The sequence below is a fragment of the Thermus kawarayensis JCM 12314 genome (assembly GCF_055393575.1).
The window spans coordinates 1,534,271-1,547,236 of the sequence record NZ_AP043756.1 but is presented as its reverse complement, the minus strand read 5'-3'; the positions used below and the strand labels follow the sequence as shown (position 1 = coordinate 1,547,236).

Genomic DNA, 12,966 nt, shown 5'->3' with positions numbered 1-12,966 from the left:
CCGTCCTCAGTGGACCACCATGACCGCGCAGTGGGCATAGCGGAGCACCCGCTCCGAAACCGAGCCCAGCATCCAGCGCTGGACCGGGGTGAGGCCCCGCCGCCCCAGGACGATGAGCTCGTACCCCTCTTTCTCCGCCACCCGCACCAGGGTCTCCGCCGGATGGCCCACCCGGGTTTCCGCCCGGAAGGGCACGCCCCGGCGCTCCGCCTCCTGGTGGGCGTAGCGAAAGGCCTCCGCCAAGGGGCCTTTGGCCTCCTCCAACACCCCCTCCAGCTCGAGGCCCAGCTCGGCGAACTCGGGGGGCCGCACCACCGCCAAGGCCAGCACCTCGGCGCGGAAGGCCCGGGCCACCTCCAGGGCCGCCACCAGAGCCTTCCTCGCCGCCTCTGAGCCATCGTATCCTACAAGGATTCTACGGAACATCCCCCACTCCTCCTTTCTGCCCGGGCGAGCCAGATCGCCTTCTCAGTCACCGGAAACCACCTCCCCCTTGGAGGCCCGGGCCTCCTCCAGGTGGTGGTGGGGAAGGAAGAAACGGTTGGCGAGCCAGGTGGGCACCACGGCGCTGGCGATCACGGTGGCCACCAGCAGGGAATACTGGTCCCGGTCTATGATGCCGTGGGTGAGGCCGTAGAGGCTGGAGATGGTACCGAAGGTGAGGCCGGTGGACATCATCAGGGTGGTGTAGGCGGCCTCGCGGCCCCGGTGGCCAAGGGCCAGGGTGGCGGGGTAGACGCCCAGGAGCTTGCTGGCCATCTTGGCGACGAAGAGCACCAGGAAGGCCCCCATCCCCGCCATCAGGCCGGGGAGGCTCACCAGGCTTCCCGCCCTGAGGAAGTAGAAGGGGGTGAGGAGGCCGAGGGTGAGGGTCCTCAGCCTCCGCAAAAGGCCGTGGTCCCGGCCCACGCTCCCCGCCAGGACCATGCCCACCAGATAGGCGGGGAGGACCGCCTCCGAGCCGCTCCACACGGCGAGGGCCCCCAGGGCGAAGAGGGCGAGGAGGAGGAACTTGGCCTCCAGCTCGTAGGTGCCCCCGCCGAAGCGGCGGAAGAAGGCCGGGGTGGCCCGGGGCAGGAAAAGGAGGGCCAGGAGAAGCCCCAGGGCGAAGAGGAGGGTGCGCATGCCAAAGGGGGCGAAGAGAAGGCCCAGGGCGAGGACCGTGCCCAGGTCGTTCACGAAGCAGGCGGCCAGGATCACCTTGCCGAAGGGGGTTCTGTTGAGGCCGAGCTCCAGCATCACCGCGTAGACCACGGCCACGCTGGTGGTGGATAGGGCCACCCCGGCCAGCCAGCTCGCCCTCGGCGTCCAGCCCAGGAGGAGGTGGGCCAGCAGGGCGGCCCCCAGGAAGGGGGCGAGAAACCCCGCAAGGCCGATGCCCAGGGCCTCCTTCCAGCTCCGCTTTAGCGTCTCGGGGTCAAGCTCCGCCCCGGCCAGGAAGGTGAGGACCACGCTCCCCACGCCCGCCAGGAAAACTACCCAGGGGGCGCCCGTCTGCATCAGGTCCCTTCCCAGGACCGCTCCGGCGGCCACGCCCACCACGATCTCCGTCAGGGCCACGGAGAGGCGGAATGCCACGGAGAGCAAGGTGGCCAGCACCGCAAGCCCAAGCCATATGGCCGCAACACCCCAGTCCATCGGGCTTCCTCCTTTCCGGGGTGAAGGAAAAGGCCCCCACCCCTTTTGGGTAGGAGCCATCAGCCCCACGGGGCGGTTTAGGCGGGCCCCATCGCCTTAAAAAGAGGATACCACGGCAAGCCTGAAGCCAAGGTGAAGCCTCTTCACCCTCCGAAGACCTGGCGCAACAGGTCCTCGCCGTAGGCCGTGGGCTCGGGGGGTGCGGACAGGAGGCGGAAGGTGCGGGTGCCGTCGGGAAGCCGCTCGGCCTTGAGGAAGAGCGCCCGTGTGTCCTCCAGGAAGGCCGCCACCAGGGTGTAGAAGTGGGTGACGAAGACCACCCGTACCCCCGCTTCCGTCAGGGCCCGCACCACCTGGCCCCCCAGCTCCGAGCCCTCGGGCTCGCTGGTGGCCGCGAAGCTCTCGTTGAAGAGGAAAAGGGGCCGCGCCGAAAGGTGGTCCACCAGGCCGCTGAGCCGCCGGAGTTCCTCCTCCAACTTCCCCGCCGAAAGCTCCCGGTCCTCCTCGCGCTTGAAATGGGTGAATATCCCATCCACGAGACCGCTCTCAAAGGCCTCCGCCCCCACGAAGAGCCCGGCCTGCATGAGGAGCTGGGCGAGGCCCAGGCTCCGCAGGAAGGTGGTCTTGCCCCCGCGGTTGGCCCCCGTGATGAAAACGGGGTTCTTGCCGTGGGCCTCGAGGTCGTTGCCCACGGCCCCCCCTTGCCGAAGGGCCAGCCCCACGTCGTAGAGGCCCTTGAAGGCCAGGTGGAGGCCCTCCCTGGGGGTGGGAAAGGCCAGGGGAAGGCCCAGGGCCTTAAGCCTCGAGGCCAGGCGAGAGGCCCCCAGGAGAAAGCCCGCCTCTGCCCGCAAGGCCTCAAAGAAGCGGGCCACCTCCTCCACCGCCGTGGCCAAGGCCTTGGCCGCGGCCCAGGCGCCCCGCTCCCGGATCTCCCCCAGGATCCTCGCCCCGGTCTCGTCCCGGGGGTGGAGGGTGAGGAGGTAGGTCCTGGGCCTGCGGGCGAAGGGCCAGGGGAACCTTCGGCCCTCGGGGGGAAGGAGGGTGTACCCCTCGCCCCGCCCCTCCGGGCCGAGGCCGGCGGCCATCCAGATGCCCTGGGGAAAGCGGAGGGCCTCGAGGTGCGCCTTGGCCTCCCGGAAGAAGTCGGGGGTGAGGACGGCGGAAAGCCGCGCCCGGAGGTCCAGGAAGGGGGCGTGGGCGAGGGGGGTGCGGGCGAGGAGGTCCAGAAGCTCCCGCAGGCCTTTGAGCAGGGCCTCCATCCCCTTGATGGCCCCGTAGAGGTCGGGCCGGTCCCTCCGGTAGAGGCCGTAGCCCTCCCGGCGCTTGGCCCTCAGGGTCTCGTCGGCCAGACGGTAGAGCCCCTCCGCAAGCCCGGGTTGCTCCAAGGCTTCCCGCACCGCCTCCTGGCGGTGGAGGATAGCGGGGATGCCGGTGTGGAGGCCTTGGGCCAGGACCTTCCGCGCCACCTCCACGAGGTAGGCATCCCCCTCGCCCATGGTTTCCAGGAGCGTTCCCAGCCCCAGGTCGTGCTCCAGGTCCTCCCAGCCGAAGGGGAGGGGATGGTTTAGGTCCAGGTCGCGGTCGGGGTAGAGGAGGCCCACCCTCATGGCCTACCCCCGAGGCGCTCCTTGAGGAGCGGGTAGGTGAGGCCGTGCTTCGCCGCCAAGGCCAGGGCGTAGGCCTTGCCGTCCGCCGGCCTTTCCAGGATGCGGAAGGTCCGCCTAGAGGGGTCCTGGGGGTCCACCTCCGCCACCAGGCTGAGGGTGCCGGGTAGGCGGGCGAGCTCGTCCAAGAAGGTCACCAACACCGCCAGGCTTCCCTTGGCCCGGATCCTTTCCAGGAGGAAACGCCCTATGAGGCGGGCGTCCAGGAGGGCGGCCGAGGCCAAGGGCTCGTTGAGGAGGAGGAGGGAGTGCCCATCGGCCCGGTCCAGTAGGGCCTTGAGCCGGTGGAGGTCCTCCTCCAGCTTGCTCTTAAGCTCCTCTGGGTTTTCCCGCGCTTCGAAGTGGGTGAGGATGGCCCTGGGTAGGGAGAGCCGGGCCCGCCTGGCCGGCACCGGGAGGCCCAAGGCGGCCAGGTGGTGGAGTTGCCCCACCATCCGGGCAAAGGTGGTCTTGCCCCCCTGGTTGGGCCCGGTGACCACCAGGATCCTGGCCTCCTGGAAGCGGAAGCCGTTGCCCACGGGCCGCTTCCCCTCGGCGAGGAGCCTGGCGGCCAGAACCAGGTCGTAGGCCTCCTCGGCGAGGAAGGGCGGGGCCTCGGCCAGCTCGGGGTAGGCGAAGGGAAGGCCCACGGCCCGCAGGGGGGCCACGAAGTCCAGATAGGCCAGGAAGAAGCGGGCCTCCCGCTCCAGCCGGGCAAGGGTAGGGTCCGGGAAGTCCCGGTGTTCCCGGAAGAAGGCCTCGAGGCGGCGGAAGACCTCGGGGAAGAGGAGGGCGAGGTGGTCCAGGATCCACTCCTCCACGTGGTTGAGCCAGGGCCCGAGGGGCAGGGCCTCCTCCCGGAAGGAGGGGGGGCTTTTGCCGAAGAAGGGCCGGAAGGTGGCCTGGACCCGCTCGCCGTAGTCCTCCTCGCCCCCGTAGGCCCTGAGGGCCAGGCGTCCCTCGTGCACGTGGAGGACGTAGCGGAGGTGGCGCAGGGCCGCTTGGAGGGCCTCGAGGTCCCTCCTAAGCCCCAGGAAGCCCGCTCCCTTCCGGTAGGATTCCAGGTAGTCCCGGTAGGCGCGCAGCCCCTCCGACCGCGGGGGATGGCGGGCGAGGCCTTCCGCCAAGGCCTCCACCCCCTCCAGATAGGCCGAGGCGGCCTGGAGGAAGTAGAGGCGGGCCTGCCAGGGGTGGCGGTCCTGAGCCGCCAGGTCCAGCCGCGCCCTCACCTCCTCCATGGCCCGGAAGTAGGGGCGGAAGGCCGCCGAGAGCCCCTTTCCCTCCAGGTCCCGGGCCACCTGTTGCCGGTGGAGGACCCCATCCCGCTCCCTCAGGGGGTTGCGGAAGACCGCCTCGAGGCCCATCCCCGGGTGGGCGGCGAAGACTTCCTTCTCCAGCTCGCCCAGCAAGAGGTCTTTGAAGTGGGCCGGAACCTCCTCCATGGGCTCCTGGATGGGGCCCAGCAGGCTTGGCGAAACCCCTTCCACCTTCTCCATGGCTCCTCCAAAAGGAAGACTCCTACCGGCTTCACCGGTAGGAGTCATCAGCCCCAGCGGGCGGTTCAGGCGGACTCCATCGCCCTACACCCAGTCTAGCAAAGGGAGCCTCCCCCGTCTAGGGCTTCTTGGGGGCCGACGCGGAGGCCACCTTGACCGGCACCAGGCTTCCATCCTTGCCCAGGGCCACGTGCCGGTTCTTGAGGAGGGTGCCCAGGGTGTAGTCCTTCTTGCCCACCTTGACCACGAGTTCCTCCAAGGCGGTGGCCTTCTGCACCACCGGGTAGCGGTAGCTGGCCTTGGGGAGCTTGAAGACCACGTAGACCGCCTTGTCCAGCGCTTCCGGCCCGGGAAGGGTGCCCTTGCCCCCTTCCCAAAGGGCCATCCCATGGGCGTCCTCCAGGACCAGCACCGTCCCCGCCGGGAGCACCCTGGGCGGGAAGACCAAGCTCACGTGGATCCTCCCCTGGGTGGCCGGGGCGGCCAGGGCCATCGCCGATGCCATGAGAAGCCAGACCATCCTCTTCATCTCTCACCTCCGGAGCTTCCCGCTCCGGAAGGAAGCCTAGGCCCTTTCCCTGAAGCGGGCCTGAAGAGGAGGCGGGCGCGGAAGGGGGGGCCTGGGAGGAGAAGGAGGGTCCCGCCCAGGGCCTCCGCCACCTGGCGGACCACCCGGAGACCTAGACCTTCCTGCGCCGAGGCCCTGGGCCCCGGGCCCTGGTCCTCCACCTCCAGGTACACCCCTTCCTCTTCCCGGCCCACCCGGAGGCGGATGGACCCCTGGCCGTGGAGGAGGGCGTTTTGCACCAGGTTGTTCAGGGCCCGCTCCAAGAGCCTGGGGTCGGCCCGCACCCGCGTGGGCTCCCCCTCCAGGCCGATCTCCCTGCCCCGGGCCACGGCCAGGGGTTGGAAGCGGTCAAAGGCCTCGGAGAGAAGGGCGTAGAGGTCCACCTCGGCGGGCCTCAGGTCCTGGGCCCCGGCGCGGGAGAGGGCGAGGAGGTTTTCCGCCAGGGCCTCGAGGCGCTCGGCCTGGGCCTTGAGCCGCCTCAGGGCCTCCCGGTCCACCCGCTCCTGGGCCAAGAGGCTTTCCAGCCCCACGCGGAAGGCCGCCACCGGGGTTTTGAGCTCGTGGCTGGCCAAGGCCAAAAAGGCCTGCTCCCGGGCCCGCTCCTCCTTGAGGGTGGACAGGAGGCGGGCGAAGGCCTGGGCCAGGCGGGCCACCTCGTCCCGCCCAGGGGTGGGGCCGGGGGGTTGGAAGCGGGAGGCCGCCTCGGCCAGGCGCTTGAGGGGGGCCAGGGCGGGGCCCAGGAGGAGGTAGGCCAGGCCCCCGGAGAAAAGGCCCGCCAAGAGGAGGAGGGGAAGGCCCAGGCGGAGGTAGAGGAGGGCCAGGCGCTCCACCACCCCCAGGGGCTGGGCCACCACGGCCTTCAGGCCCTCCCGCTCCAGGGCCAAGGCCCTCCAGCCCGCCACGCTCACGGCCTTGCCCGGGGCCACGCTCTGCACCAGGGCGGGCGCCCCGGGAAGCCCTCCCTGCCAGACGGGCCTCTCTCCCTGGTAGACCCAGGCGGCGGCGGGAAAGTCGCTGAAAAGCAGGTCCGCCTCCTCCTCCGGGGGTATCTGGCGGTCGGGCTCGGCCAGGGCCTCCTGCAACAGGGTGCGGGCCTGGAGGCGCAGGGTGCGGTCCATCTCGGCGAGGGCCAGGCGGGAGAGGAGGAGGCTGGAAAGGAAAAGGCCCAGACCAAGCCCCAGGAGGGCCACGAGCCCCGTGAGGAGGGCGATGCGGGCCCGGAGGCTCATCCCGGGACGCGGTAGCCCAGCCCCCGCACCGTTTCTATCAGCTCCTCACCCAGCTTCTTGCGCAGGTTCTTCACGTAGACCTCTACCAGGTTGGACTCCCCCTCGTACCCCGGCCCCCATACCCTTTCCAGGATCTCTTCCTTGGTGAAGAGCCGGCCCCGGTTCAGGAGGAGAAGCTCAAGCACCTGGTACTCCTTGGCGGTGAGGGCCACGGGGGCGCCTTCTCTGAGCACCCGGCGCGCCTCCACTTCCAGGACCACGCCTCCTGCCTCCACCCGGGTGGGCCGCACCTCCCCCCGCCTCAACAGGGCCCGGACCCGGGCGATGAGCTCGGGAAGGTGGAAGGGCTTGGTGAGGTAGTCCTCCCCTACCTCCAGCCCCCGCAGGCGGTCCTCTAGGGCGTCCTTGGCGGTGAGGAAGAGGATGGGGCTTTGGATGCCCGCCTGGCGAAGGTCACGGGCGAAGCGAAAGCCCGCCTCCTCTCCCTCGGGGAGCTTGACGTCCAGAACCAGGGCCTCCAGGGGCTTACTCAGGACCAGGCCCCAGGCCTCCTCCTCCCCTTTGGCCCAGAGGACGTGGAAGCCGTGTTGCTCCAGGGCCTCCGCCACCGCCTGGCCCAGGATGGGGTCGTCCTCGAGGAGGAGAAGATGCGCCATGCTAGAGCCCGAGGGACTTCCTAAAGGCCAAGACCTTCTCCGGGGTCAGCTTCTTGGCCCGCTCCTTGGCCACCTCGCTGGCCTCGTAGGGCTTGAACCCCTTGGGGGGCTTGTTGCCGAAGGCCTGGACCACGTAGTTCAGGATGGCGGCCACCTCGGCGTCTTTAAGCTGCGGGCCCCAGGCGGGCATGGCCCCGTTGTAGGTCTGGCCCTTCACCCGGATCTGGCCCTGAAGCCCGAAGAGGACCAGGTCCAGGAGGTAGGTGCGCCCCTCCTTCTTGGCCAGGATCTCCGGCACGTGCCCCGCCAAAGGGGGGAAGGCCCCGGGGAGGCCCTGGCCGTTCGCCTGGTGGCAGGTAGCGCAGTGCTGCCCGTAGAGGGCCTGGCCGCTTTGGGCCAAGGCCAGGCCCAGGCCGAGGACCAGGATCGCGTACGCCCACTTCCGCTTGCCCATGCTTCACCTCCTGGCCTCCAGTATGCCACCCTTCCTGAAAAGAGGCTGAAGCCCTGCTTCCCAAGGGGGGAGTGTATACTGGGCTTCATGGGATTAGGCATACCTAAATCCCGGCCTTGGTGGTGGTACCTGGGACCGGGGTTCCTCGTTTCCGTGGGCTACATGGACCCGGGGAACTGGGCCACGAGCCTCGAGGCGGGAAGCCGCTATGGCTACAGCCTCCTCTTCGTGGTCACCCTGGCCAGCGCCATGGCCGTCCTCTTCCAGGCCCTGGCCGCCAAGCTGGGGGTGGCCACGGGCCAGGACCTGGCGGAACACCTCAGGGCCCGCTACCCCGGCCGCTTCGGCCGCTTCCTCTTCCTCACCGCCCTCCTGGCCATGGTGGCCACCGACCTGGCCGAGTTCATGGGCATGGCGGTGGCCCTGAACCTCCTCTTCGGCCTGCCCCTGGTCCTCGCCGCCTGGCTCACCGTTTTGGACGTCTTCCTGATCCTTCGCCTGGAGCGGTTCGGCTTCCGGGCGGTGGAGGGGGCCATCGCCTTCTTGGTAGGGGTCATCGGTCTGGCCTACGTGGCGGAGCTCTTCCTGGCCAAGCCTTCCCTCCCTGGCCTCTTGCGCCACGCCTTCCTCCCCGACGGGAGCCTCCTGGACCCCGGGGGCCTCTACGTGGCCCTGGGCATCCTGGGGGCCACGGTCATGCCCCACAACCTTTTCCTGCACTCGGCCCAGGTGAAGACGAGGCTGGGGGAGGCCCGCAAGAGGGTCTACCGCCTCCTCCTCCTGGACACCGTGCTGGCGCTTTCGGGGGCCTGGCTGGTGAACGGGGCCATCCTGGTGGTGGCGGCGGCGGTCTTCCACCAGAGGGGCTTGGTCATCGCCGACCTGGCCCAGGCCTACCACACCCTGGCCCCCCTCCTGGGCCCTCTGGCGGCCCTGGCCTTCGGGGTGGGCCTCCTGGCCAGCGGCCTTTCCAGCACCACCACGGGCACCCTGGCCGCCCAGGTGGTGGTGGAGGGGTTCCTAAGGGCGAGGAGCCAGCCGGCGAGGCTTCGCCTCCTCACCCGGCTCTTCGCCGTCCTGCCCGCCTCTTTCGCCCTCACCCTGGGGGCCTCCCCCATGGCCCTCATCGTCCTCTCCCAGGTGGTCCTCTCCTTCCAGCTTCCCTTCACCCTCTTTCCCCTGGTCCGGCTCACCGAGGACCCCGGGGTGATGGGCTCCCTGGCCAACCCCCCCTGGGTGCGGGCCCTGGCCTGGGCGGGGGCCCTCTTGGTCCTGGGGCTCAACGCCTTTCTGGTGTGGCAAGGCCTTGCGGGCTAGGCTTCAGCCTGGGTTCAGGGTGCAAGCTTAGACTGCCCCCGATGAGAAGGTCTATCCCTGCCTTGCTCCTAAGCTTTTGGGGCCTCCTTGCCCTTGCCCAGGGTCCCTTGGGGAAGGGCCTGGTGGTGGCGGACGCTGGCAACCACCGCCTGGTGGAGCTTTCGGGCGAGGGGCGCCTGGTGCGCACGGTCCCCCTCCCACCCCCCTTCCGCTACACCGACGACGTCTTCTTCGCACCCGGGGGAAGGGTGGCCTACATCACCGACCCCGAGGTGGACGCGGTGGCGGCGGTGAGCTACCCCGAGGGGAGGCTCCTTTGGGTTTACGGAAAGCCCGGCCGCCCAGGGAAGGGACCGGGCCAGCTGGATAACCCCGACGACCTGGTGCCCCTGCCCTCGGGGCTTCTCGCCGTGGCCGACATCCGCAACTGCCGGGTCCTTCTCCTCACGCAGGAGGGCCGGCTCAAGCGGGTTCTGGGCCATACCGGGGTCTGCCGCAACGCCGATGGCTACTTCAACAAGCCCAACGGCGCCTTCCCCTTGGGCCAGGACCGCCTCCTGGTGACGGAGATCGTGGGCCGGGACGTGGCCATCGTGGACCTCCAGGGGCGCCGCCTCAAGACCCTGCCCCTCCCTGCCCGTTATCCCTCCGACACCAACCTCACCCCCTGGGGCACCCTGCTGGTGGCGGACTGGTCCTCCCCGGGGGCTGTGTACGAGGTGGACCTTTCGGGCCGCGTCCTTTGGCGCTACGCCCCCACCTCTCCCAAGGACCGCCTGGACCATCCCTCGGTGGCCGTGGGCCTCCCCTCGGGCCTGGTGGTCCTCACCGACGACCGCCGCCACCGGGTGCTGGTGGTGGACCGCAAGGCGGGCCGGGTGGTTCTCCAGTACGGCAGGACCGGCACCCCCGGGGTGGGGCCCGGCTTCCTCCGCTTCCCCGACGGGCTGGACCTCCTCAGGTAAAATCCCACCATGCTCTTCCTTCTCCTCGCCCTCGCCCCCCTGCCCTACGTGGAGGGCTCCGGCCCCGCCAAGCCCCTGCCCCACGAGTCCCTGCCCGCCTTGAGCCTCCCCCTGCCCGAGGCGGTGCGGGCGGTCTACCTCTCCAACGGCCACCTGGAGGTGGCCCACGTGGTGTTGCAGGTGCCCAAGGACGGGGCCACCCCCTCCCGCCTTTTGGGCCTGGCCCAGCGGGCCCTGGAGCTGGCCCTCTCCGCGCGCCCGGGCCTCGGCGAGGTGGATCTTTCCCTCTACGCAAGCCCCTACCGGGGGCCGGGGGACTTCCCCCTTTTCACCGCCAGCGTGCCTAGGGAGCGGGCCAGGGAGTTCCTGGGCCTAAAGGAGCCTTCCAGGTATGAGCGGCTTTGGCTCAACCCGGGGCTTGCGCCGGGGCGCTCCCCCGAGCCGGTGTTGGAGGACCGTCCCCGCCTGGAGGAGCCCGGTCCCTTCCAGGGCAGGGAGAAGGCCCTCCAGCTCCTGCAAAGCCGCACGGGTCCTAGGGGTGGTGTCCTCTACCACGGGAGCCCGGCCTACCCCTACGCCGCCCTCACCTTTGACGACGCCCCCCACCCCCTCTTTGCCCCCCTTCTCCTGGACACCCTGAGGCGGCTTGGGGTGAGGGCCACCTTCTTCGTCATCGGCCGCAACGCCGAGGCCTACCCTTACTTCGTCCGCGACCTGGTGGCGGCGGGCCACGAGCTCGGCAACCACACCTACCACCACGTGCGCCTTCCGGGCCTTCCCGAGGAGGCCATTCGCCAGGAGCTCCTCGCCTGCAACCGGGTCCTGGAGTCCCTCACCGGCGCGCCTCCCCGCTACTTCCGCCCCCCCGGGGGGCGGTTTGACCGCACCGTGCTCCGGGTGGCCCGGGAGCTTGGCCTCACCACGGTCTTCTGGACCGATGACCCGGGGGACTATGCCGGCCTCTCCCCCCAGGTCCTGGAGGCCCGCCTCCAGGCCCACCTCCGCCCCGGGGGAATCGTCCTTCTCCACGACAACGTGAGGGCCACCCTCGAGGTCCTCCCCCTCTTCGTCCGCCTGGCCAAGGCCCAGGGCCTGGCCCTGGGCCCCGTCTCCACCCTTCCCCAGGCCAGAAGATGAGAAACCCCGCTCTGGACGCTTTCCGGGGGCTTACCGTCTTTCTCATGCTTCTGGTGAACAACCTGCCGCCGGGCGCTCCTCCATGGATGGGCCACGGCCCCTTCGGCCACAGCTACTACCTGGCGGACTGGGTCTTCCCCTGGTTCCTTCTCGCCATGGGCGCGGCTATCCCCATGAGCCGGAGAGGCTTTCTTCAGCGGGGCCTTCCGGGATGGCGCTACGAGGTGCGCCTTCTCCACCGCGCCGCCCTTCTCTTCCTCCTGGGCCTTGGCCTCACAAGCCTTCAGGCGGGCCGCCCCGTTTTCGCCCTGGACGTGCTCCAGCTCATCGCCCTGGCCTACCTTGGGGCCGCCTGGCTTTACGACCTCCCGCCCCTCCGGCGCCTCCTCCTCGCCCTCCTCTTCCTCCTGGGCTACGGGGCGGCCCTCCTCCTGGTGCCCGTGCCCGGGGTCGGGGTGGGGGTGTACCGCGAGGACGCCAACCTCCCCCTCCACCTGAACCGCACCTACCTGGCTCCCCTGGGCCTCCGGGGTCTTCCTTCGGCGGTGCCCACAGGAGGGTTCGCCCTCCTCGCCACCTTTCTGGGGGAGGCCCTCCTGGAAGGGCGGCGGGGAAGGACCCTGGCCCTGGGCCTTTTGGGCCTCTTCCTGGGCCTTCTGGGCCTCTTTCTTCTCCCTCCCGACAAGACCTACTGGACCCCCACCTACCTCCTCCTGGCCCTGGGGGTGGGAGCGTTCCTCCTCTTGCTCCTGGAAGGGCTTCCTCCCTGGGCCCAGGCTCCCTTGCGGCCCCTGGGGGCCAACCCCCTTCTGGCCTACGTCCTTCCCCTGGCCCTCAAGCTCACCCTTCTCAAGGCCCCCCTGGAGGCCCTCCTTGCCCTTCTCACCGCCCGCTATGGCCTTCTTGGGGGTTGGGCCTGGACGGCGGGGTATATTCTCGGGTGGTGGCTCGTATTCTTCTGGCTCTACCGCTTGCGCTTTTTCTTCCGGCTTTAGCCTTTCCCCTCCACGGCCAGGAGTTCTCCACCCTGGTGCAGGACTCCTACCGGGAGGTGAGGGGGGCCCCCGCCTTTCTCCCCTGGCTGCAAGGGGCCTACGCCCGGGCCTTCGGCGCCTCCCTGGAGCGGGCCCTGAAGGAGGAGGGGAGGAGGGGGGGCCTCGAGGCGGCCCGCTTCGCCTTCCTCCTGGTGAAACGCCTCCTTCCCCGCTTCAGCCTGGAGGAGGGGTACGAGTTCGCCTACGCCGCCCTCAAGGGGGAAAGGCAGTGCCTGTTGCAGGCGGTCCTGGTCCAGGGGCTTTTGCAGGAGATGGGCTATGAGGCCGGGGTCTACATGGTCTGGCGGAATCCGGAGGGGAGGGAGAGCAACCTGGGCCATGCGGTGGCGGTTCTCCGCCTGAAGGGAAGGGATTACCTGGTGGACCCTTCCGAACCCGAGCCCTTCGCCCGCCACCGGGGCCTTTTCCTGGACACCGCGGCGGGTTACCGCTTTGTGGAGCCGGTCTATACAGATGGGGGTGGTATCGTGGGCTACCGTTTCCAGGGCAGGGTCTTGAGGCCGGAGGAGGTCCGGCCCTTACCCTTCGCCTTCCTCCGCTCCCAGTTCTACTACTACCGGGGGGAGCAGGCCAAGGGGGGGGTCTTCGCCAAGCCTTCCACCCGCCTGGGCCTGGAGCGCTCCTTAGGCATGCTGGAGCGGGCCGTGGCCCTGGACCCCAAGAACCCCCTTGCCCTTTACGTCCTGGGGCTCACCAAGAGGAAGCTCCACCGGGGGGGGCAGGCGGAGCTGGAGGCGGCCTTCCGCCTCTACCAGGCCTTCGGCCACGTCCCCGAGGGGCCGCGACGGGCCCTGGGCCTCCCTTAGGG

The 12,966-nt window shown here is 69.9% G+C and carries 13 protein-coding genes and 2 riboswitches; of the genes, 5 read left to right on the top strand and 8 right to left on the bottom strand.

What is annotated here, in order from left to right:
- Positions 1-6: 6 nt before the first annotated feature.
- From ACZ5RK_RS08560 to ACZ5RK_RS08525, 8 genes are all read right to left on the bottom strand, one after another.
- Positions 7-426 (bottom strand): universal stress protein, encoded by a 420-nt coding sequence (locus ACZ5RK_RS08560; RefSeq protein WP_054647307.1) that lies wholly within the window; start codon positions 424-426, stop codon positions 7-9.
- A 42-nt stretch (positions 427-468) separates the two neighbouring features.
- Positions 469-1,638, bottom strand: coding sequence for a cation:proton antiporter (locus tag ACZ5RK_RS08555; protein WP_464908822.1), 1,170 nt, complete (start codon positions 1,636-1,638; stop codon positions 469-471).
- Positions 1,639-1,681: 43 nt separating this feature from the next.
- A riboswitch (Fluoride riboswitch) is annotated at positions 1,682-1,743 on the bottom strand.
- Positions 1,744-1,781: 38 nt separating this feature from the next.
- Positions 1,782-3,245, bottom strand: a complete 1,464-nt coding sequence (locus ACZ5RK_RS08550; protein ID WP_464908821.1) for a MutS-related protein — start codon at positions 3,243-3,245, stop codon at positions 1,782-1,784.
- Entirely contained in the window at positions 3,242-4,777 is a 1,536-nt protein-coding gene (locus ACZ5RK_RS08545) for a MutS-related protein (protein ID WP_464908820.1), read from the bottom strand. Before ACZ5RK_RS08545 ends, ACZ5RK_RS08550 begins: the two co-directional genes overlap by 4 nt.
- A gap of 31 nt (positions 4,778-4,808) precedes the next feature.
- A riboswitch (Fluoride riboswitch) is annotated at positions 4,809-4,870 on the bottom strand.
- 25 nt (positions 4,871-4,895) lie between these two features.
- Positions 4,896-5,306, bottom strand: coding sequence for a hypothetical protein (locus ACZ5RK_RS08540; RefSeq protein ID WP_464908819.1), 411 nt, complete (start codon positions 5,304-5,306; stop codon positions 4,896-4,898).
- A complete protein-coding gene (locus ACZ5RK_RS08535) occupies positions 5,303-6,574 on the bottom strand; it encodes a sensor histidine kinase (protein ID WP_464908818.1) in 1,272 nt (423 codons plus the stop codon). Before ACZ5RK_RS08535 ends, ACZ5RK_RS08540 begins: the two co-directional genes overlap by 4 nt.
- Complete coding sequence (locus tag ACZ5RK_RS08530; protein ID WP_464908817.1) at positions 6,571-7,230, bottom strand: response regulator transcription factor; 660 nt, start codon at positions 7,228-7,230, stop codon at positions 6,571-6,573. Before ACZ5RK_RS08530 ends, ACZ5RK_RS08535 begins: the two co-directional genes overlap by 4 nt.
- A gap of 1 nt (position 7,231) precedes the next feature.
- Positions 7,232-7,684: a c-type cytochrome gene (locus ACZ5RK_RS08525; RefSeq protein WP_464908816.1), complete on the bottom strand. Its 453-nt coding sequence runs from the start codon at positions 7,682-7,684 to the stop codon at positions 7,232-7,234.
- Positions 7,685-7,771: 87 nt separating this feature from the next.
- On the opposite strand from ACZ5RK_RS08525, the gene ACZ5RK_RS08520 reads away from it, so the two are divergent.
- The 5 genes from ACZ5RK_RS08520 to ACZ5RK_RS08500 are packed head-to-tail and all read left to right on the top strand — an operon-like array spanning position 7,772 to position 12,964.
- On the top strand, positions 7,772-9,001 hold the full coding sequence (locus ACZ5RK_RS08520) for an Nramp family divalent metal transporter (protein WP_464908815.1): 1,230 nt from the start codon (positions 7,772-7,774) through the stop codon (positions 8,999-9,001).
- 41 nt (positions 9,002-9,042) lie between these two features.
- Positions 9,043-9,966 carry an NHL repeat-containing protein gene (locus ACZ5RK_RS08515; RefSeq protein WP_464908814.1) on the top strand — a complete coding sequence of 308 codons (924 nt, stop codon included), beginning with the start codon at positions 9,043-9,045 and terminating at the stop codon, positions 9,964-9,966.
- A gap of 9 nt (positions 9,967-9,975) precedes the next feature.
- A complete protein-coding gene (locus tag ACZ5RK_RS08510) occupies positions 9,976-11,103 on the top strand; it encodes a polysaccharide deacetylase family protein (protein ID WP_464908813.1) in 1,128 nt (375 codons plus the stop codon).
- On the top strand, positions 11,100-12,098 hold the full coding sequence (locus tag ACZ5RK_RS08505) for a DUF5009 domain-containing protein (protein ID WP_464908812.1): 999 nt from the start codon (positions 11,100-11,102) through the stop codon (positions 12,096-12,098). The genes ACZ5RK_RS08510 and ACZ5RK_RS08505 overlap by 4 nt, the downstream gene beginning before the upstream one ends.
- Complete coding sequence (locus ACZ5RK_RS08500) at positions 12,047-12,964, top strand: tetratricopeptide repeat protein (protein ID WP_464908811.1); 918 nt, start codon at positions 12,047-12,049, stop codon at positions 12,962-12,964. The genes ACZ5RK_RS08505 and ACZ5RK_RS08500 overlap by 52 nt, the downstream gene beginning before the upstream one ends.
- Positions 12,965-12,966: the final 2 nt, after the last annotated feature.

Excerpts from the sequence above, each read along its gene's own strand:
- ACZ5RK_RS08560 (WP_054647307.1), bottom strand. The coding sequence starts at position 426 with ATGTTCCGTAGAATCCTTGTAGGATACGATGGCTCAGAGGCGGCGAGG.
- ACZ5RK_RS08555 (WP_464908822.1), bottom strand. The coding sequence starts at position 1,638 with ATGGACTGGGGTGTTGCGGCCATATGGCTTGGGCTTGCGGTGCTGGCC.
- ACZ5RK_RS08550 (WP_464908821.1), bottom strand. The coding sequence starts at position 3,245 with ATGAGGGTGGGCCTCCTCTACCCCGACCGCGACCTGGACCTAAACCAT.
- ACZ5RK_RS08545 (WP_464908820.1), bottom strand. The coding sequence starts at position 4,777 with ATGGAGAAGGTGGAAGGGGTTTCGCCAAGCCTGCTGGGCCCCATCCAG.
- ACZ5RK_RS08540 (WP_464908819.1), bottom strand. The coding sequence starts at position 5,306 with ATGAAGAGGATGGTCTGGCTTCTCATGGCATCGGCGATGGCCCTGGCC.
- ACZ5RK_RS08535 (WP_464908818.1), bottom strand. The coding sequence starts at position 6,574 with ATGAGCCTCCGGGCCCGCATCGCCCTCCTCACGGGGCTCGTGGCCCTC.
- ACZ5RK_RS08530 (WP_464908817.1), bottom strand. The coding sequence starts at position 7,230 with ATGGCGCATCTTCTCCTCCTCGAGGACGACCCCATCCTGGGCCAGGCG.
- ACZ5RK_RS08525 (WP_464908816.1), bottom strand. The coding sequence starts at position 7,684 with ATGGGCAAGCGGAAGTGGGCGTACGCGATCCTGGTCCTCGGCCTGGGC.
- ACZ5RK_RS08520 (WP_464908815.1), top strand. The coding sequence starts at position 7,772 with ATGGGATTAGGCATACCTAAATCCCGGCCTTGGTGGTGGTACCTGGGA.
- ACZ5RK_RS08515 (WP_464908814.1), top strand. The coding sequence starts at position 9,043 with ATGAGAAGGTCTATCCCTGCCTTGCTCCTAAGCTTTTGGGGCCTCCTT.
- ACZ5RK_RS08510 (WP_464908813.1), top strand. The coding sequence starts at position 9,976 with ATGCTCTTCCTTCTCCTCGCCCTCGCCCCCCTGCCCTACGTGGAGGGC.
- ACZ5RK_RS08505 (WP_464908812.1), top strand. The coding sequence starts at position 11,100 with ATGAGAAACCCCGCTCTGGACGCTTTCCGGGGGCTTACCGTCTTTCTC.